Origin of the sequence: Streptomyces sp. CA-106110 (genome assembly GCF_050936285.1) — a bacterium.
In the GTDB taxonomy this organism is placed as follows: domain Bacteria; phylum Actinomycetota; class Actinomycetes; order Streptomycetales; family Streptomycetaceae; genus Streptomyces.
Genome location: NZ_JBNJNB010000001.1, coordinates 12,045,457 through 12,062,786 on the forward strand (window position 1 = coordinate 12,045,457; position 17,330 = coordinate 12,062,786).

15 protein-coding genes and 5 pseudogenes are annotated in these 17,330 nt (G+C 67.8%); 10 read left to right on the top strand and 10 right to left on the bottom strand.

From position 1 onward, the window contains the following. Positions 1 to 119: 119 nt before the first annotated feature. The 3 genes and pseudogenes from ACQEXA_RS55810 to ACQEXA_RS55820 all read right to left on the bottom strand — a co-directional run bounded on the left by ACQEXA_RS55810 (position 120) and on the right by ACQEXA_RS55820 (position 3,935). The gene (locus ACQEXA_RS55810; RefSeq protein ID WP_433134113.1) at positions 120 to 2,174 is read right to left on the bottom strand and encodes a SpoIIE family protein phosphatase; all 2,055 of its coding nucleotides are present in this window, start codon (positions 2,172 to 2,174) and stop codon (positions 120 to 122) included. Positions 2,175 to 2,381: 207 nt separating this feature from the next. Then, a pseudogene (locus ACQEXA_RS55815) lies at positions 2,382 to 2,614 on the bottom strand (hypothetical protein); the annotation flags it as partial. 88 nt (positions 2,615 to 2,702) lie between these two features. Further along, on the bottom strand, positions 2,703 to 3,935 hold the full coding sequence (locus tag ACQEXA_RS55820) for a PP2C family protein-serine/threonine phosphatase (protein ID WP_432938737.1): 1,233 nt from the start codon (positions 3,933 to 3,935) through the stop codon (positions 2,703 to 2,705). Positions 3,936 to 4,165: 230 nt separating this feature from the next. On the opposite strand from ACQEXA_RS55820, the gene ACQEXA_RS55825 reads away from it, so the two are divergent. Beyond that, positions 4,166 to 4,852, top strand: coding sequence for a GAF and ANTAR domain-containing protein (locus tag ACQEXA_RS55825; protein WP_432920745.1), 687 nt, complete (start codon positions 4,166 to 4,168; stop codon positions 4,850 to 4,852). A 139-nt stretch (positions 4,853 to 4,991) separates the two neighbouring features. Here the strand turns inward: ACQEXA_RS55825 and ACQEXA_RS55830 are convergent, their stop codons facing one another. Next, a complete protein-coding gene (locus tag ACQEXA_RS55830) occupies positions 4,992 to 5,969 on the bottom strand; it encodes a transposase family protein (RefSeq protein ID WP_432920742.1) in 978 nt (325 codons plus the stop codon). A 72-nt stretch (positions 5,970 to 6,041) separates the two neighbouring features. Then, positions 6,042 to 6,596 carry a hemerythrin domain-containing protein gene (locus ACQEXA_RS55835; protein WP_433134115.1) on the bottom strand — a complete coding sequence of 185 codons (555 nt, stop codon included), beginning with the start codon at positions 6,594 to 6,596 and terminating at the stop codon, positions 6,042 to 6,044. 543 nt (positions 6,597 to 7,139) lie between these two features. Between ACQEXA_RS55835 and ACQEXA_RS55840 the strand changes: the two genes are divergently transcribed. Further along, complete coding sequence (locus ACQEXA_RS55840; RefSeq protein ID WP_432920736.1) at positions 7,140 to 7,466, top strand: plasmid stabilization protein; 327 nt, start codon at positions 7,140 to 7,142, stop codon at positions 7,464 to 7,466. Positions 7,467 to 7,734: 268 nt separating this feature from the next. Here the strand turns inward: ACQEXA_RS55840 and ACQEXA_RS55845 are convergent, their stop codons facing one another. After that, complete coding sequence (locus ACQEXA_RS55845; protein WP_432920733.1) at positions 7,735 to 8,001, bottom strand: hypothetical protein; 267 nt, start codon at positions 7,999 to 8,001, stop codon at positions 7,735 to 7,737. Between the two features lie 89 nt (positions 8,002 to 8,090). Here ACQEXA_RS55845 and ACQEXA_RS55850 point away from each other — a divergent pair. From ACQEXA_RS55850 to ACQEXA_RS55860, 3 genes and pseudogenes are all read left to right on the top strand, one after another. Then, positions 8,091 to 8,525, top strand: a pseudogene (locus ACQEXA_RS55850) (amylo-alpha-1,6-glucosidase); the annotation flags it as partial. Positions 8,526 to 8,579: 54 nt separating this feature from the next. Further along, on the top strand, positions 8,580 to 8,789 hold the full coding sequence (locus ACQEXA_RS55855; RefSeq protein WP_432938736.1) for a cold-shock protein: 210 nt from the start codon (positions 8,580 to 8,582) through the stop codon (positions 8,787 to 8,789). A gap of 375 nt (positions 8,790 to 9,164) precedes the next feature. Next, positions 9,165 to 9,482 carry a hypothetical protein gene (locus ACQEXA_RS55860; RefSeq protein WP_432920727.1) on the top strand — a complete coding sequence of 106 codons (318 nt, stop codon included), beginning with the start codon at positions 9,165 to 9,167 and terminating at the stop codon, positions 9,480 to 9,482. Positions 9,483 to 9,586: 104 nt separating this feature from the next. Here the strand turns inward: ACQEXA_RS55860 and ACQEXA_RS55865 are convergent, their stop codons facing one another. After that, positions 9,587 to 10,390 (bottom strand): hypothetical protein, encoded by an 804-nt coding sequence (locus tag ACQEXA_RS55865; RefSeq protein ID WP_433134118.1) that lies wholly within the window; start codon positions 10,388 to 10,390, stop codon positions 9,587 to 9,589. A gap of 50 nt (positions 10,391 to 10,440) precedes the next feature. On the opposite strand from ACQEXA_RS55865, the gene ACQEXA_RS55870 reads away from it, so the two are divergent. Then, the gene (locus tag ACQEXA_RS55870; RefSeq protein ID WP_432920721.1) at positions 10,441 to 10,878 is read left to right on the top strand and encodes a hypothetical protein; all 438 of its coding nucleotides are present in this window, start codon (positions 10,441 to 10,443) and stop codon (positions 10,876 to 10,878) included. A gap of 36 nt (positions 10,879 to 10,914) precedes the next feature. Here ACQEXA_RS55870 and ACQEXA_RS55875 read toward each other — a convergent pair whose 3' ends face one another. The 3 genes and pseudogenes from ACQEXA_RS55875 to ACQEXA_RS55885 form a co-directional block, all read right to left on the bottom strand. Beyond that, positions 10,915 to 11,064 carry a DUF6193 family natural product biosynthesis protein gene (locus tag ACQEXA_RS55875; RefSeq protein WP_432920718.1) on the bottom strand — a complete coding sequence of 50 codons (150 nt, stop codon included), beginning with the start codon at positions 11,062 to 11,064 and terminating at the stop codon, positions 10,915 to 10,917. A gap of 139 nt (positions 11,065 to 11,203) precedes the next feature. After that, positions 11,204 to 11,476 (bottom strand): transposase, encoded by a 273-nt coding sequence (locus ACQEXA_RS55880; RefSeq protein ID WP_432920715.1) that lies wholly within the window; start codon positions 11,474 to 11,476, stop codon positions 11,204 to 11,206. A gap of 156 nt (positions 11,477 to 11,632) precedes the next feature. Next, positions 11,633 to 12,316 (bottom strand): annotated as a pseudogene (locus ACQEXA_RS55885) (IS3 family transposase); the annotation flags it as partial. Between the two features lie 492 nt (positions 12,317 to 12,808). On the opposite strand from ACQEXA_RS55885, the gene ACQEXA_RS55890 reads away from it, so the two are divergent. The 4 genes and pseudogenes from ACQEXA_RS55890 (at position 12,809) to ACQEXA_RS55905 (ending at position 17,315) form a co-directional block, all read left to right on the top strand. Beyond that, a complete protein-coding gene (locus ACQEXA_RS55890) occupies positions 12,809 to 13,240 on the top strand; it encodes a hypothetical protein (RefSeq protein WP_432920712.1) in 432 nt (143 codons plus the stop codon). A 142-nt stretch (positions 13,241 to 13,382) separates the two neighbouring features. Continuing rightward, positions 13,383 to 14,384 (top strand): annotated as a pseudogene (locus ACQEXA_RS55895) (IS5 family transposase). A 40-nt stretch (positions 14,385 to 14,424) separates the two neighbouring features. After that, positions 14,425 to 15,762, top strand: coding sequence for an IS630 family transposase (locus ACQEXA_RS55900; protein ID WP_433134120.1), 1,338 nt, complete (start codon positions 14,425 to 14,427; stop codon positions 15,760 to 15,762). 114 nt (positions 15,763 to 15,876) lie between these two features. Further along, positions 15,877 to 17,315: pseudogene (locus ACQEXA_RS55905) on the top strand (IS701 family transposase). Positions 17,316 to 17,330 lie beyond the last annotated feature (15 nt).

The window sequence follows — 17,330 nt, forward strand, 5'->3', positions numbered from 1 at the left end:
AAATTCGCCTGGAGGGCGGCCTGGTAGGCGATGGCGAGCTTGTCCGTTCGCATGGCACTGGGGTCGGGTAGTCGGGTCGTGTTGCCGTGATCCGGCCCCCTCACGCGCTGATCGCGCGGTCAGAGAGTCTGCTCGGCCCAGACGGTCTTGCCGTCGGCGGAGTAGCGGACGCCCCAGTGCTGTGTGAGCTGGGCGATGATGAACAGGCCGCGCCCGCCTTCGTCGATGGTCTTCGCGTGGCGCAGTCGCGGCGCGAGGGGGTTGCCGTCGTGGACCTCGCAGGTGAGTGTGCGGTCCTTGATGAGCCGCAGCCGTAGGGGCGGGGTGCCGTAGCGGACGGCGTTGGTGACCAGTTCGCTGACGATCATCTCGGTGGTGTAGGCGGTTTCCTCGTCCACTTCCCACAGGGCGAGCTGGCGTTGGGCGTGGGTGCGCGCCGTGGCGGCGGCTTTGGGGTGGTGGTCGAGATGCCACGCGGCGACCTGGTCGGCGGGGAACGGGTGGGTGCGGGCGAGGAGGAGGACGACGTCGCCGTGGCGGGCGTCGTCCCGCAGCTGGTAGAGCACGTCGTCGCACAGATCCTGCAGTGGCCGGTCGGGGTGGGCCAGCGACTGTTGGAGGGTGTCCGGGGATCGGGAGGTGCGCAGGAGGGATGCGGTGTAGAAGGCGAGGACGCTGCCGTCGGCGACGGAGATCGTGGTGGCGGCGAAGGGGGGTCCCTCGGCGGTGCCCAAGGGAGGTCCGCAGGGCAGGTCGAGGATCTGGGTTCTCCCGTCGGGATGGGCGATGACGGGTGGGGGGTGGCCGGCCAGGGCGATGGTGCAGGTCTGGACGAGCGGGTCGTAGACCGCGTACACGCAGCTTCCCGTGAGCGGCATGGGGTCGCCGGGCGGCAGAGCTGCGTATTCCTGGGCCAGGCTTATGGCGGTGTCGTTGAGGCGTGCGAGGAGCTCGTCGGGCTCCAGGTCGAGTGCGGCAAGTGAGTGAGTGGCGGTCCGCATCTGTCCCAGGGTGGTGGCCGCGTTGATGCCTTGTCCTGCGACGTCACCGACCACCAGCGCGGTGCGGGCGCCGGACAGGGCGAAGGTGTCGAACCCGCCGCCCCCGCCCACCTCGGAGGGCACGTGCATGTGCGCCGTTTCCACCGTGGTCCCCGTCGCAGGGCGGGGAGGCAGCACGTGGCGCTGGATCGTCAGGGCGATGGTGTGTTCGCGGGTGTAGCGGCGGGCGTTGTCGATGCACAGCGCGGTGTGAGCGGCCACTACGAGGGCGAAGGTGACATCGTCCGTGTCGTAGGCGTCCGCCTGGTCGGTGCGGTACAGGCTCAGCAGTCCCAGCACGGTTCCGCGCAGCGTCAGGGGTGCGGTGATCATGCTGTGGGCGCCGGATGAGCGGATCGCCTGGCTGCGCTGTGGGACGGCGGCCAGCCAGGGCGTGTCGGGGCCCAGGGCGACGAGGCGGGGCTTGAGGTCGGCCAGCGTCTGGGCGTACGGCGTCGGGAACGGCAGAGCGCGCACGTCACCCACCGGATGTGCGTGGAGCTGCTCGTCGCCGCCGCTGTATCCGAAGGCGGTACGGCGCAGCGGCACCTCCCGTGCCAGAGGGCTTGGCGGAGGGTCCTCGCCACGTATCACTGCGTCCACCACTTCCACCACGGCGACGTCGGCGAAGCCCGGGACCACCGCCTGCACCAGTTCCTCGCAGGTGGCCACCACGTCGAGGGTCTGTCCCACGCGCTCGCGCACCGAGCTGAAGACACGCAGGCGGGCGGCCACCTTCTCGCGCTCGGTGACATCGAGCATCTCCGCCAGTACGCCCAAGATCCTCCCCTGCGGGCTTTCCAGTCGAGAGGCCGAGACGGAGAACAGGTACTCCGGCCCCGGCGCGCCCTTGGGGCGTACCCCCACCAGTTGCCCCTGTGCGGGAGCGCCGCTCTCCAGCACGCCGTGCAGCATCGCCTCCGTCTCACCGGGTGCGGAAAGGTCGTATATGTCGGTGAGGCGTCGGCCCGGGACCTGTTCGGAGGGCGCTTCGTGCAGAACGGGCCGGGTGAGGTTGATCCGCAGGATCCGCAGATCCGTGTCCAGGATCAGCAGGCCTGTGGGGGACTGGTGGAACAGAGTTTCCAGTACTGCAGCGTCCGCAACGGGCGAGATGGCTTTGTTTTGCGCCACGGCAACCCACCTCCACTACCCAGCCTGCTCCTGGCTCCCGTGCGCTGCTTTCTCGCCTCGCGAGACGGGTCGGACGTCCGGGGTCGGTCTGGGTGGTCGGCCTGCTCGGCTTGGGTCTGAGAAGCCGTTGTCTTTCGGGGCTTGAGGACGGCGTACCCGCTGGTCGGGCAAAGGGGCGGCGGTCCGTGGGAGTGGTGGCGCGTCGTGTTATTGGATGCCTTCGATCGTTGGACTGCTGGAACAGCACGAGTCGACCGGGTCGGCGCCCGGCGCAAGAAATTTGTTCGCGGGCGGAGTGTCGGGGGCGGCGCGGTGCGGGCGGGTCGGAGCCATGGCCTGGCCCGCCTGATCTTCTCTCCGAGATCACCGAGCACCTCGGAGGAACAGCCCTGGTGCAGCACTGGGAAGAGGTTGTTCTCCTCGTCCTCGATGTGAGACCTCTTCCATGAGCTGTTGCAGGTGCCGGCGGCGAGGACTGGATCTTGAGCGAACTTGAGCACGTCTTCGGCCCCGACGGACGGCCGGTGTTTACATCCCGGATGCCAGCGTAGGCCCGCCTGCGGGGTGCCATTCGAGGAGCAGGACGGTGGCATCGTCTGTGAGGCGATGCTGTTGGTGGTCGAGGATGGCGTGCACGAGACGGCGCAGGACTTCGAAGGCAGGTTCTCCGGCGGCGGTAGCGCGCAGGATGAAGTTGACGAATCGCTCTTCTCCGAAAGCCTCGCCGTCTGAGGACCGGGCTTCGGTCACGCCGTCCGTGTAGCACAGGACACGGTCTCCGGGTTCCAGTTGCGTGGAATGGATGTGCCGGCGGATGTCGGGATGGGCGGGTCCCAAGCCGAGGGGTAGTTCGGGAGGGCTGTCGAAAGCACCGGGGATGACGTCGTGGCGGCGTAGGAGGATGGGTGGGGGATGACCGCAGTTGGCCCAGTCGAGTTGTCCGGTGGTGCGCTGCAGGTGCGTGAACACGCCGGTCGCGTAGCGGTCGGGAAACGCCTCGTGGACAGTGGTGTCCATCGTGCTGATGATGGAGGGGAGCTCCCCCTTGCTGCGGCGGGCGTTGCGGCAGGCCGCCAGGGCCACGGAAGAGGTCAGTCCCGCGTAGAGGTCATGGCCCATGGCGTCAATGACGGCGGCATGCAGGGCGTCGCCCATCAGGGCATGGTCGAAGGCGTCGCCTCCCAGGTTGTATGCCGGTTCCAGGATGGCGCTGGAAGTGACGTAGGGCGTGCCAATGGACTTGGGCGGCAGAAAGGCCCAGACCATCTCTGCGGCCAACTCCATGGGCTGCCGGCGCTGTAGGTTGGCGTAGCTGTCGCTGTGGGTGCCCTTGCTGATCAGGACGAAGGCGATGAGGGAAGCCAGCGCCCTGCAACGATTCAAGATGGCGGCGTCGAGGCTGGGGACCTGAACACCCAGGACACCGATCCGTTCGACGCCCTCTACCACGGGCAGCCACAGGGTCAGCGCGCGTGCGTCGCCCTCGGCGATACGCACCGAAACGGTCCGGTACGCCCAGCCCGCCAAGCTGGAGTCGATGGGCAGGCGCTGAGCGGAAATGCCCTGGCTGCCGGGAAGGGCGATCAGGTATTCCTGCCGTAGGTCGGCGCAATAGGCAGTCAGCCCAGTGATTCCCAGCGCCGAGTAGTGCCGCCGCAACAGCTCCGGTAGATCCTCGGGAGCCAGCTCGTGAAAGGCCTGCACCAACTCAAGCATGATCGTGTCGGCACTGGGGCCCGCGAGGTCGCTCACAGTTACCATCCTGCTGCGCTGTGCCACCCGACTTGCTCTCGTCTCCACCGTAGAAGGCTCAGGCCGGTCCCGCCCGGTGTAGCTCTCCGGATTCCGTGGTCTCGCCATCCGGGTGGCCCACCCACCGCTCCGGCTCGCTTGCCAGGCGGTAGAGGTCAGGTGAAGGCAGATGATGGATGCGCGTGCAGCGGGCAGGTGTGAGCAGTGGGCATGCCAGTTTTGGTGAGACGGAGGACGGAATGGACTGGCCTACGTTCGCGCAGCAGATGGCCTCCATGGCGCGAGACCTGCTCGCCCAGAAGACGGTCAACGACACTCTGGAGCGGGTAACCCACTCGGCCACCCAACTGGTAGAAGGTTGTGACGCGGCCAGCATCCTCATCCTGCAGGGCAAGCGGGTACAGACCCTGGCTCCCACGGACAGGCTCGTTCGCGACAGCGACCAACTCCAGGAGCATCTCGGCGAAGGCCCCTGCTTCGACGCTGCCCATAGCCAGGAAGGCGAACGGGTTTTCCGCATCGCTGACCTTACCGAGAATCATCAACGCTGGCCCTCTTACGCCCCCAAGGCCCATGAACTGGGCGTGGGCAGCATGATGGGGTTCTTGCTCTACACCGAGGACGAGGACCTTGGTGCGCTCAATCTCTACTCCCGCCGACAGGGAGCGTTCACCGAGGCCAGCGAGATGGCCGGCTGGTTGCTGGCCTCGCACGCCGCGGTCGCCTTCTCCAGCGCTCGGACCGATGCCCAGATGCACCAGGCCGTCGCCACCCGCCACGCCATCGGGGAAGCCATGGGCATCCTCATGGGAGGACACCACCTCACCGAAGAGCAAGCCTTCGACGTGCTGCGCCGCTACTCCCAGGAAAACAACATCAAACTCCGCGAGGTTGCCCGCCGTGTCTGCGAGCAGGGCAGCCTGTGAGGTGGTTCGGGTGACCTGGCCTTGGGTGATGTATCGGCCGCTTGCGGTCGGCGGGGGTGCGGGGTGGCCTGTCAGGATTACGATCTTGGGAGCAATTGAGATCAGGGTGTGCTGGCCTGGCGGGTTGGCTGGTGTGCGATCAGCAGGCCGGCTGTCGGACGGGTACCAGTTCGGTGCTGTGCCGGTGGCGTGTGGGCCTGCGGGCCGAGCGGTCGGAGACGAGGCCGGCGATCGCCAGGTGGGTTTCGGCGTAGGTGTCGCGCCGTCCGGTGTACCGCTGGAGCGGCCGCCATTTCTTCAGCTCGGCATTGGTGTGCTCGACGCAGATCCGGGCGGAGGACTGCCGCCGTTTCGCTTCCCGCCAGGCCCGCTGGTCCCCGTCACAGGCGTCCTCGGCTGGCTTCTTCGGCGGCGCTGAGATCTGTTCGGGGAACTCATTGGCCAGGCCCCGGTAGCCGTCGTCGACCTGGGCTTTCACCGTCGGGTGCTGGTGGAACTGCTCGGCAATACCTTCGGTGCGTACGGCGGTCTGGTCGTGCATGCGGCCGGGCCGGGTGACGCCGGAGAAGAGGGTGCGGCCCTGCTGGTCGCTGAAGGTGGTGGTCTTGATGGTGTTCTGCTTCTTCTTGCCGGAGACGAACGCCTTGCGACCGGGGCGTCCTGCTCGCGGTCGACGGACTTGTACTTCAGTGCCGTCGATCCGCAGGTCCACGCCCTCCGCGGCGGCATAGGCGAAGACGTCCTCCACCGTGCGCAGCCGCACCCCGGTCCGGCCAGGAACGGCGAAGCCGCGCCCTGCCATGAGCGGGCGGACCTCGCGGATGGCGGCCGAGACGGTGGAGCGGTCTACCTCGTACAGTTCGGCCAGTGCGGCGTGCGGCAGCTGATGCCGCAGGTGGACCAGGGTGACGAGCAGCCGGTCGGTGAAGACCAATTTCTGCTTGCGCCCGGCACCAGCAGCCCTACGCTGCCCACCACCACGTCGTTCATGCAGAGCCGACTCTCGCACTGCCGTCCACTTCGGGGCGAGTTCTTCGATCAACTCGCCGAGATGTTGGCGGGAGATGCCGGACAGGGCAGGATGGCTGCAGGCCGTACGGGCCCAGGATCGCTTCACAACTTTCCCAACCCGTACGGCCCTTCTCACGTCACAGTCCAACCTCGCGCAAGATCATTGCTCCCCAGATCGTTAGCCGCGACCAGTGACGAAGTCACGGGCTCGGTCGACCAGGCCTGCGCCCGGGGCGAGGAGCTTGTTCGCGGGCGGAGTGTCGGGGGCGGCGGGGTGCGGGCGCGTCGGGGCCATGGCCTTGGCCCGCCGGATCTTCTCCCCGAGATCGCCGAGCATCTCGGAGGAACAGGCCTGGCGGAGCATCGGGAAGAGGTTGTTCTCCTCGTCCTCGACGTGGTCGGCCACCTCCTCCATGAGCTGCTGCAGCAGCGGGCTCATGTGGAGGTCGTCGGCGTTCGTCTTCTCCAACTCCTTGAGGAGATTCTCGACACGACTGTGATCGGCGATCTCCTTGTCCGCGATCCGGTCGTCGTCCTCGACGTGCTCGCGCACCGCCGGGTACAGGTACTGCTCCTCGGCGACCGAGTGCCGCACCAGCTCGATGGTGACCTCGTCCACAACATCACGCAGCTCCTGACCCTGGCCGGTCATGGACTGGATCCGGGCGAAGATCTCTTCGACCTCCCGGTGGTCGGCCATCAATTCCTCGATCACATTTCCGCCATGCCCCATCGCGCATCCGCCTCTCGCTCGTCCTTGTCAGGGCCGGTGCGTCCCGCCCCGCAGACACTGATCCCGCACCGGGCGAATTCTGTGGGGCCCAGTCCTCTCGCTCACTCGACAGATCAACCGGGCCCTCGCCTGTACCCACCACAGCTCCACCTTGGATCTGGTCCGCGCAGCCCGCGCCGAACTCGATGGGTGAACCATTCCGAAACCGCCGCCGACGTAGCGCGTGGGCTGTCCGGCCGAGTGACGGCCGTGTGCGGGGGGCTGCTGCTTTGGGGAACTCATGGTCGTGAAGGAACAGCCGGGTGCCTCAGATGTCCAGCCACAGCAACCGAGCAGCGACGCAGCAACAAGGGAGGCGACACACCGCAGCCCAGCGCAGAATGAAAAGGGGCAGTAGACAAGCGCGGCGATGCGGACGGACGGCGCAACGAACGGCATCGTGTCGCCGAACCAACGGTCCGAGCATCCGCGAGGCCGGACCGAGCGACCGCTGCCGCATCGAGACGTGGTAGGTCACCCCCAGGCGTAGGAAGGAGCCGCGCCATGCCGGCCGGATCGAGCTCCAAACGCGAGCGGCAATACGAGCACATCAAGAAGAGCGCCGAGGACCGCGGCGAGTCGTCCAAGCGGGCCAAGGAAATCGCCGCGCGGACGGTGAACAAGGAGCGGGCCAGGTCCGGTGAGTCGGAGAGCGCCAGCAGGACCTCCACCCGTGACCCGAAGTCGGCGTCCGAGCGCGGTGGGCAGCGCTCCCACAGCGGCGCGGAAGGACCCACCAGGAATCAGTTGTACGAAGAGGCCAAGAAGCGCAACATCCACGGCCGCTCCTCGATGACCAAGCAGCAGCTGGAGAACGCGCTCGGCCGCTGAGGGCGTGCGTCGAGGCACCCCCACTTGCCAAAGGCGCCAGCTCTCGGGGCGGAGCAAAGTGGAAACCGCACCCAGGATCGGGAAGATCGGTCGGCCGTCGCGTCGGTGACCGATGGGGTTGCGGGTCGGGCAGCGGGCGGGCCATGGCAGTGTCGTCCTCCAACAGCAGCGCCCCCAGCCAGCGATCGGTGTAGCCACCTGCGCGACGGCCCCGGTGAAGGGGGCGTGCTCATGCCTTACTGGGCGACACCAGTTACTGGGCCTGCTGCTAGCCGATGCCCCGGGTGCCGAGCCGCCGTGGGCCCCCGTGGGCGTGCCGGCGGTGTGACGCCGAGCCGGTCAGGAGGGCCAGCCCCAGGCAGAAGATGAGGGCCAGGGCGAGCCCGGCGCTGAAGATCTCGAGGGTATTCAGGGTGGCGATGTCGTGGCCGAGTACCGACACCGTGTACTCGGGGCCGCCGGAGAGGTTGTCGGCGATGGCAAGCGCCGTGAAGGCACCGACGCCCGCAAGGAGAAGCAGGCCGATGAACAGCATGGGAGTCATCTCCTCAGGGAGTCCCGTCACCTGTGCGGGTACCCACTGCGACAGATCCACCGCTGCTGGAACTGTCCTGCCGACTTCTGGCCCTCGCCCTGGACGGCGACAGACGCCAGGTCGACGCCCTGGCCTCCGAGGCGGGCCACCTGCTGTAGTCCGGGATCCTCGACACGGAGCACGCCCGCCGGTCGGCCGACACCTGCTGGCACCGGACTTCTTCTCCGGCTGGGTGATCCGCACCCTGGCCGCCGGACAGAAGCCGTACCACTCTCTCTCGTACTACCGCGGCGGCGCCTGGCCCCACGACAAACACCGTCATCACCTTGGGCCTGGCCCGCTACAAGCTCGCCGGCGAGGTCGACACCATCACCGAAGGTCTCATCGCGGCAGCGACCCATCACGGCTACCGTCTGCCCGAGGTCATCGTCGGCTACCACCGCTCCGCCACCACAGGTCCCACTCCCTACCCGCATTCCTGTTCGCCCCAGGCATGGGCAGCCGCAGCGCCCCTGGGGGTGATCAGGGTGCGGTCCCGACCCTCCCTGCGCGGTGCCCCGAAGTACGAGGAGAGCAGCATGGCTACTGGCGTGGTGAAGTGGTTCAACGCGGATAAGGGATTCGGCTTCATCGCGCAGGACGACGGCGGCCCGGACGTTTTCGTCCATTTCTCTGCCATCCAGACGTCCGGCTTTAAGGAACTGTTCGAGAACGACCGTGTCGAGTACGACGTCACCCAGGGGCCCAAGGGCCTCCAGGCCGAGAACGTCACCGTCGCCGCGGACTAAACGAAACCCGCCACGGCGCGAGCGATCGGCGGGCCCAATCGTCAGGGCTCCGAGAACGCGGCAAGTACGACAGCTGGGAGGAAGCAGAGCGCGCCGCCCGCGCGGTGCTCGCCCGCAGGGCACGCACTTGTTCAGGGAGGTGCGTGCCCGATTGGCGGCGCGTCTCTCGGAAGACACCGCTCTGATCCTTCTCAACCAGCAGGTCGGATCCCGGCAACGTCACTTCGCATCGGGTCCTGTGCCCGGCCGTCACTGCGAATGCGCGGACTTCCCGCTCCTTTCCGACTTTCCAGCGCAATCGTTTCCCCCCGCATATGCCGCAAGAGGCGCGCGACAATGGAAGGGCACATCACCTTCGACGGAAGGAGGAGTGTGATGGGCAAGGCAGCTGAGTATCCGCAACAGGAGACGCATGCGGGCAACGGCCAGGGTATGCACCTGCACATGCGCACCCTGCATCCTTCGGTGCCGATTCCGTATCTCAGCAAGGAGGAGATGACGAGCACGGCCCGAGCGGCGACGGCACGGCTGCCCGGTACTCTGTCCGTCGAAGATCTGGCGTTTTACGGAGGACTTGGAGCGCTGGCGGTGGCGGGAGCTCTGGAGTGGCCGGTCGCCCTCGCCGTCGGCGGCGCCACCTGGCTACTGCGCAGCGGGCGGAGGGAGAAGCCCGAGGCAGGTGTCAGGCTGTAGGGCATCCTGGGCCTCTGCAGAGCGCCGAGTCACGCAATGGGCTAGGGGGCGCTGACGCCGCAATCGTCGAGGACCTGGGAACGGTGACCGTGCGTCGAGATCCCCTAGGGCGTCAGAGGTTCCCGGGCCTCGAGGGGCGGGAGCAGGGGCACTTGTGGGCCGTCCTCCAGGGGCACGTGGGCGCTGACGTGGTGGACCAGGCGCTGCTCGTACGGCTGGGCGATGGGTTCGGCGCGCAGCCGCTTGCCTACCTTGGCGGTGACTTCGAGGACGCGGGGCATGAGCTGCCCGTTGGTGGTGCCTTCGCGGCGCAGCTGCTCCCATGCCTGGGAGAGGACCTGACGGGCCATGTCGCCGCCGTAGTTGGACTCGACCACGATCGCGTCGGCTTTGAGGGCGAGGGCGAGGGCGAGGAGGCGGTGCGACCCCAGTCGTTGGCGCCCATGCTCCCGGAGTGATCCTCGAGCACGTACAGGTGGCCGTCGTAGCCGCGGGCGGCGCCGATGATGCCGCTCTCGTCGCCGATGGCGGGCTCTCCGCCACGACGGCGACGATGACGCGCGCCATGTCGAGGCCGCCGAACCGGACGGTGGTGTGGCGACGTTGTTGATCCAGGCTCGCTGCCAGACGCCGCCCTCGGGCGGGCGGGGCTTTTGCTGGTAGAGCGCGGCCCACACGCGTTCGCCGACGCGGCGGCGGGTGGTGGCGTGGTGTTCGGCGTCGAAGCGTTCCGGCCACAGGGGTTCGCCGAGGGCCCGGCCCAGCCGGTCGGTCTCGCTGTCGGCGAGCGCGGGCAGATCGATGATCTTCCACTCGCCTGCCTGCGCGTCGGCGAGGGCACGTGCCGCCGGCCACAGTGCAGCGTCTGCTGGGCGGCCGCGCCGGGCGTCTGGCCGTCGCCCGGGCACGTGGCATCGACCCCCGCCTCGTCGTCCCGCGCGCCCTGCCCGCTTCGGCCGTGGTTCGCCACGCCTTCGCCCGGCACACCCTGGACGGTGCCGAAGTCCACGCCGCTCTGCTCGACCTGGTCATCCAGCTCGAGCGGCTGCTGCGCCAACGGGGTCAGGCAGCCCGCGGCCCGGCGCTGACGCTCCGGTTCGCCGGCAAGGGCAGCTGGGAGAAGACGCGCCGCCTGTCGCAGGCCTCCGCGCACCACGACGATCTGCGCATCCTGGCCTACCAGTTGATGCATGCCGCGGGCCTGCAGCGAGGCCGGCTCACCGGGATCACGCTCAAGGCGGAAGATCTGGTGGATGCCGATCAGGTCGCCGAGCAGATCAGCTTCGATGGGGCCCGCGAGGCCCGTCTGGTCGCCGAGGCCGTAAGCGATCGCATCCGCGACAAGTTTGGGCCCGGTGTGATCGGTCCGGCCGCAGCCTTCCGTCGTGTCTCCTGACAGCGCCAAGCTCCCGGAGCCGCAGGTCGGGGCCGTTCACGGCCTCGGTAAGCATCGGCTCGGGCAGGGACCGCAGACGCGATAGCGTCCGTCGCTCAGCGGATCGACGAACGGCACGTCCCATGAGTACGGGAACCCGGTGCAGGTCGTGAAATGAAGTGACCAGTGGCTGGTGAACGGATACAACTACCGCAGCTTTGGTTCGGCCGACGCCGTCTCGGCGAGCACCAGTGTCTGGCAGGCGAGGGCGAACCGGTGCGCCTCCTGGCGCAAGTCCTCCAAGAGGAGCCGCCATTGCACGGTGACTGCTTCGGCTGGACCGCGTTCATGTGCTTCGGCCAGTTCGCTCACCTTGATGCCGGACCTGACGGCGCAGCTCGCCGTGGACGCGGTCCCAGGTGCCGTCCCGGCGCCACTTGGTGAACCAGCGGTGGGCCGCGTCCCAGGGCATCAGGTCGCGCGGGAGCATCCGCCACTGGCAGCCCGAGCGCAGCACGTAGAAGATTGAGTCGAGCACCAGCCGATCCGGGTACTTGCGCACCCCGCCGCCTTTTCGCAGGTCACGCATGGGAAGGAGCGGCTGGATGATCTCCCACATCTCATCGGTCAGGCTGGACGGATATCATGGGCCGCTGACGGCCTCGGAGTTGTCGCACTGGCACACACCACGTGATCATTCCGGGGCCGTTGCCATGCCCAGAGGGCAGATCGCGGCTGTCACGCTTCGTGCATGATCAGCCACCCGACAGGCTCTCAGCAGGTCCGGGGTGGGCGGCGCGGTCTTGTTCGCGATCGTGGTGCGCTTCTTGCGCCGCAGGTGTCGGCCGATGATGTGGTTGGCGCGCATCAGCCGGGCAACCCGCTTGCGGTTGATCTTCCGTCCGCGCGAGCGGAGTTTGGCATGCACGCGTGGGGCGCCGTAGGCGCCGTGGTGTTCGGCGTGGATGGCGCGGATCTCCGCGACCGCCCGCTCTCCGGCCGCCTGGCGTTCGGCGCGGGCCGGGGCAGTCGCCCGGTGCCGGTGGAAGCCGGAGCGGGACACCCCAAGGACCCGGCACAGCCGCTGGACGCCGAAGTCGGAGCGGTTGTCGGAGATGAAGTCCCAGCGGCGGGTCTTCACTTCACCTCCCGAGCGAAATACGCAGCCGCCCGGCGCAGGATCTCGCGCTCCAGCAGCCATTCCTTCTCCGCCTTGAGCAGCCGGGCGTTCTCCGCCCGCAGCCGAGCCAGCTCCTCAGCCGGACTCTGGCCGGCCCCGCCCACGCGGTGCCGGGACGTTGTGCTGGGCGGTGTCCTTGTGGACCCACGTGCGCAGCGTCTCCCCGGTGATCCCGAGCTCCGCGGCCACTGCCGCGTACGCGCGCTTGCCACCGGCGGCTCGGTACAACGCGACGGCGTCCTTCCGAAACTCCTCCGGGTATGGAGGCTGGCGTCCCACCTGGACATCCCTTCCTGAACCTTCAAGATCCATTGTCAGGGTGTCCACTCCAAAGGATCAGCCTCAGTGAAGGATATGCATATCTAAGTATTGTCGCACTACATGTCGGATTAGCGATAAAGGTGTACTGCGACAGGGGTTGGGTATGCCAGCTCTCGCGCAGTTCTAGTTCCACGACCGCTTCTTCGGCGGCAACTTCGACGTCTTCAACGAGCTCTACCCGGACGGCGGTCGGGGCTGGGGCAGCGGAGTGATGACTGAAGGCTTTTCTGGTCGACGTCCCTACGTGGTGCTGCTACCGACCGCCAAGTCGTCGGCGACGACCAGCAGATCGCCTACACGATGACTGGCGACACCCCTGCGAGCTGATGGAGAAGCCTGATGCAGCAAGAACACGAGACGAGAACGCCAGACATGTCAGGGTTGGCACGAGCTGCAGCCACGAGTGCAGGCGACATCAGTGTCGCTGTACGCGCGGAGTTCGCTCGCTTAATGGCAGCCAACGGCGGCGACCGGCAGAGGGCCCTGCACTCCGGCTTCGACGAGCTGGTCAAGCGGGACGGGCTCCGCAGAACCGAGGCGACCGAATTGGTAGCCATCTTCAGGCTGCTCTTCGATGCGCCGGAGGGCACTGACCCGAACCTGGCCCGGCGGGTCCGCGCCTACTACGGTGAGCTGATCCTCGACCCCTGCTCTAGTCCAGTCGCGCTGGCGATTGTGAGTGTGGTCAACTCTCTTCTCACCCCAAGTTCCGCCAGCAGCGGCGAACCCGCTATGAAGGCGATATCCACGGGCGACGCCCTCTTCGGAGGCTTCGGCGCTGTGGTCGGCGCAGGCATCGGCTGGGGCTTCGGCGGCCCCATCGGCGCAGGCATCGGCGCTGTCGTCGGTGCAGCCGTCGGAATCTGCATCGAGGAGGGTTGACCGATCTTCGAGCAAAGGGGCGAACGGCCTCTGTTGCCTAGTGTGATGCGCCGGAAATTACAGCCCTAGGGCGCGTATCGAGTCGCGATCAATCTTGTGGATTTGCCCTCGTGCCGAGGTCTGATCCGGTAGATCGTCTTGCGTGACGCGAGTGCAACTGACAGACGAAGAGTGGGAGTTCATCGGGCCGTACCTGCCGATCGGCGAGTACGGCCCTTACCCCGAGCGCCTGCGGCAGCAGTTCGAGGGCGTGATCTGGCGGTTCAAGACCGGCGGGCAGTGGCGGGAGATGCCGCAGGAGTTCGGCGCCTGGTCGACCGTCTCCAACCGCTTCCGTCAGTGGCGTGACGCCGGCGTGTTCGAGGCCCTGCTGGAGGGGCTGATCGCGGAGGCCGCGAAGCGGGGCGAGGTGGACCTGTCCCTGGTCAGCGTCGACTCCACCACCGCACGCGCTCACCACGACGCCGCCGGGATGCACCTGAGCGAGGACGTGCTCACCGCACTGGAGAACGCCGCCGCCGAGGAGGAAAAGGCCAGGTCAAGGGGGCAGTCCGGAAGGACAAGACGGGCAGGACGCCGGAAACGGCCGCGAGCGGGAAGAACGACGACGCATTCGGCGCCGACGAAAACTCCGGCTGAAGGCCGCTCTCCTCGGACGCTCCAGGGGCGGGCAGACCAGCAAGGTCCATCTCGCCGCCGACCGCAAGTGCCGCCCGCTGGCGTTCGTCCTGACTGCAGGCCAGGCCGCCGACAGCCCGCAATTCATCCCCGTGCTCAAGAAAATACGGGTCGCGGCCCCGTCGGTCGCCCCCGCACCCGCCCCGACGCGGTAGCCGGGGACAAGGCCTACTCGTCCCGCGGCAACCGCGCCCACCTGCGGAAACGCCGCATCAAGGCAGTCATCCCGGAGAAGAAGGACCAGGCCGCCAACCGGAGGAAGAAGGGCTCCAGAGGCGGACGGCCCGTCAGCCACGACGCCGACCTCTACAAGGAACGGAACGCCGTCGAGCGTCTGATCAACAAACTCAAGGCCTGGCGAGGCATCGCCACCCGATACGACAAGACCCCAGACAGCTACCTCGCCGGCCTCCACCTGCGCGCCTCGATGATCTGGATCAGGGACCTCACCCGGACCGCCCATTGATCACAACCAAATACGCGCCCTAAGTCTGTAGGCTGTTTTCATGTCGCATCGGGGTCCGCGTGCTGTCGAGGTCGTGCTGTCCGAAGAGGAGCGCGCCGAGTTGTCGCGTTGGGCAGGTGGTGGGGCGGGATCTCGTTCGGCCGAGCGCGCACGGATCGTCCTGTCTTGTGCGGATGGCGCGTCAAGTTGCCAGGTGGCGGCCGACTTGGGCGTCAACGTGGCGACGGTGCGCAAGTGGCGCTCCCGGTTCGCGGCTCACCGGCTGGCAGGTCTGGCCGACGAGCCACGGCCGGGCCGGCGCAAGCCGGACCTGGTCCTCACCGAGACCGAGCACGCGCAGTTGACGCGGTGGGCGCGGCGAGCGAAGACCGCGCAGTTCCTGGCGTTGCGCGCGAAGATCGTGCTGCGCTGCGCGGAGGGTGGGACGAACAAACAGGTCGCCGCCGAACTCGGCATCGCGCAGGCGACGGTCAACCGCTGGCGGTCGCGGTTCATCGCGGGTCGGCTGGACGGGCTTGCGGACGAGCCGCGCCCAGGTCGGCCGCCCTCGATCCTGCTTGACCAGGTCGAGGACGTGGTCATCGCGACGCTGGAGTCCACCCCGGGAGAGGACACCCACTGGTCGCGCACCTCGATGGCCAAGCGCACCGGATTGTCGAAGTCCACCATCGGGCGGATCTGGAAAAAGTTCGACCTCAAGCCGCACCTGCAGGATTCCTTCAAGCTCTCCACCGACCCGCAGTTCGTCGAGAAGGTCGTCGACGTCGTCGGCCTTTACCACAACCCACCCGAGAAGGCGGTGGTGCTGTGCGTCGATGAGAAGAGCCAAATCCAGGCGCTGGACCGCTCCCAGCCAGTGCTGCCGATGATGCCCGGCATGCCCGAGCGCCGCACCCACGACTACCTGCGACACGGCATCACGAGCCTGTTCGCCGCGTTCAACATCGCCGACGGCACCATCATCGGCCAACTCCACCGCCGCCACCGGGCAATTGAGTTCAAGAAGTTCCTGGTCACCATAGACAAAGCGGTGCCCGCCGGACTCGACGTGCACCTGGTGTGCGACAACTACGCCACCCACAACACCCCCGAGATCAGAACGTGGCTGGGTCGGCACCCGCGCTTCCACGTCCACTTCACTCCGACTGGCTCCTCCTGGATCAACCAGGTCGAGCGGTGGTTCGGCCTGTTGACCGACAAGCTGATCCGACGCGGTGTCCACACCTCCGTGAAAGCCCTCGAGGACGACATCAAGGCGTGGATCGCCACCTGGAATGAGAACCCGAGACCCTTCACCTGGACCAAAACCGCAGACGAGATCCTCAATTCACTCGCCGACTACCTCGCTAAGCTCGCCCCTGACTCCAAAACAAGCTAGACACTTAAACTCGCAATTTCCGGCGCAGGGCACTAGCGGTGATTTGTTGACCTGGGGCGGAACGTGCGGTAGGCCGGTAGGCGGGGGCGATGTTGTTCGGAGGTGGTCGCGATGGTGACCGCGAGGCGTCCGTGCCCGCCGGCGCCGGGGCCGCTGGAGGGCTACGCGGCCCGGTTCGACGACCTGTTCTCGTCGCTGGCGCAGCGGCGCGGGTTTAGGGAGTACCTGACCGGGCTGCTGGCCCCGCGGGACCGGAACAAGACGCTGACCTGCCTGGCCGGGGCGGAGCCGGTCGTGGGGGCCCAGCACCCGGCGGTGCAGCGGCTGCAGTTCTTCCTGTCCGAGTCGACCTGGGACCCTGAGCGGGTCAACGCCCGGCGGCTGGAGCTGCTGCTGCAGGGCGAGGCGACCGCCCCGCACGCCGGCGGGGTGCTGGTCATCGACGACTCCGGGGACCGCAAGGACGGCACTGCCACCGCGCACGTGGGCCGGCAGTGGCTGGGCCGGTACGGCAAGACCGACAACGCCGTGGTCACGGTGACCACGCTGTGGGCCGACGAGCGCCTCTACTACCCGCTGCACGCCGTGCCCTACACCCCGGCCCACCACTTCCCGCGGGGGAAGAGCGACCCGGCCTTCCGTACCAAGTGGAAGATTGCCGCCCAACTTGCCTGTCAGGCCAGGTTCTTGGGGATCGCGTTCCGGGCGGCGGTGGCCGACGGCGCCTACGGGGACCTGGACGACTTCCGGTGCGAGCTGCACGCCGCCAAGGTGCCGTTCGTGATGGCCGTCAAGCGCCGCCGCGGGGTGTGGGCCTACGGCGACCAGGCCCGCACCCCGGTGGACGCCGCCCGCGAACTGGCCTGGCACGGCCCCGAGGAGCCCGGCGCCTGGACGCCGGTGGTGCGCACCTTCCGCGACGGGCACACCGCCACCTGGTGGGCCGCCGACGCCACCTTGGGCTTTTGGGGTCCGGACGGCCTGACGCGGCTGGTGGTGGCCACCGCCGATCCGTCCACCCTGCCGGAGAAGGCCACCTGGTACCTGGCCACCGACCTGCCCCGCCCCGGCTCGCCCCGCGCGGCCGAGTCCCCCTATCCGCCCGCGGACCTGGCCGAGGTCGTGCGGATCTACGGGATTCGAAACTGGATCGAGCAGGGCTACAAGCAGGTCAAGGACGAGCTGGGGTGGGCCGACTTCCAGGTGCGCTCCAATGTCGCGATCCGCCGCCACCAGACCCTGGTCAATTGCGCGTTCGCCTTCTGCTGGGAAGCAGGACGCACCAGCGCGGGACCTGAGAGTACGTCAACACTGGTGCCGGAAGCCGACGCTGGAGAGAGGGGCCCGGCACTGCCGGCCCCGCCCCCACCACCGTGCTGGCCGAAGGCGATTCGCGCCGTCCGCGGCTGGCTGACCCCGTCGATCGTGCTGCAACGCTGGTGGCGGGCCTGGTCCAACGCGCCCCCTCCACCCGAACTCCAAGCCCTGATCGACGCGGTCACCACCGGACAGACCCTGAACCTCTACCCCCCGAACTAACAAACCACCGCTAGCGGTGATTTGTTGAC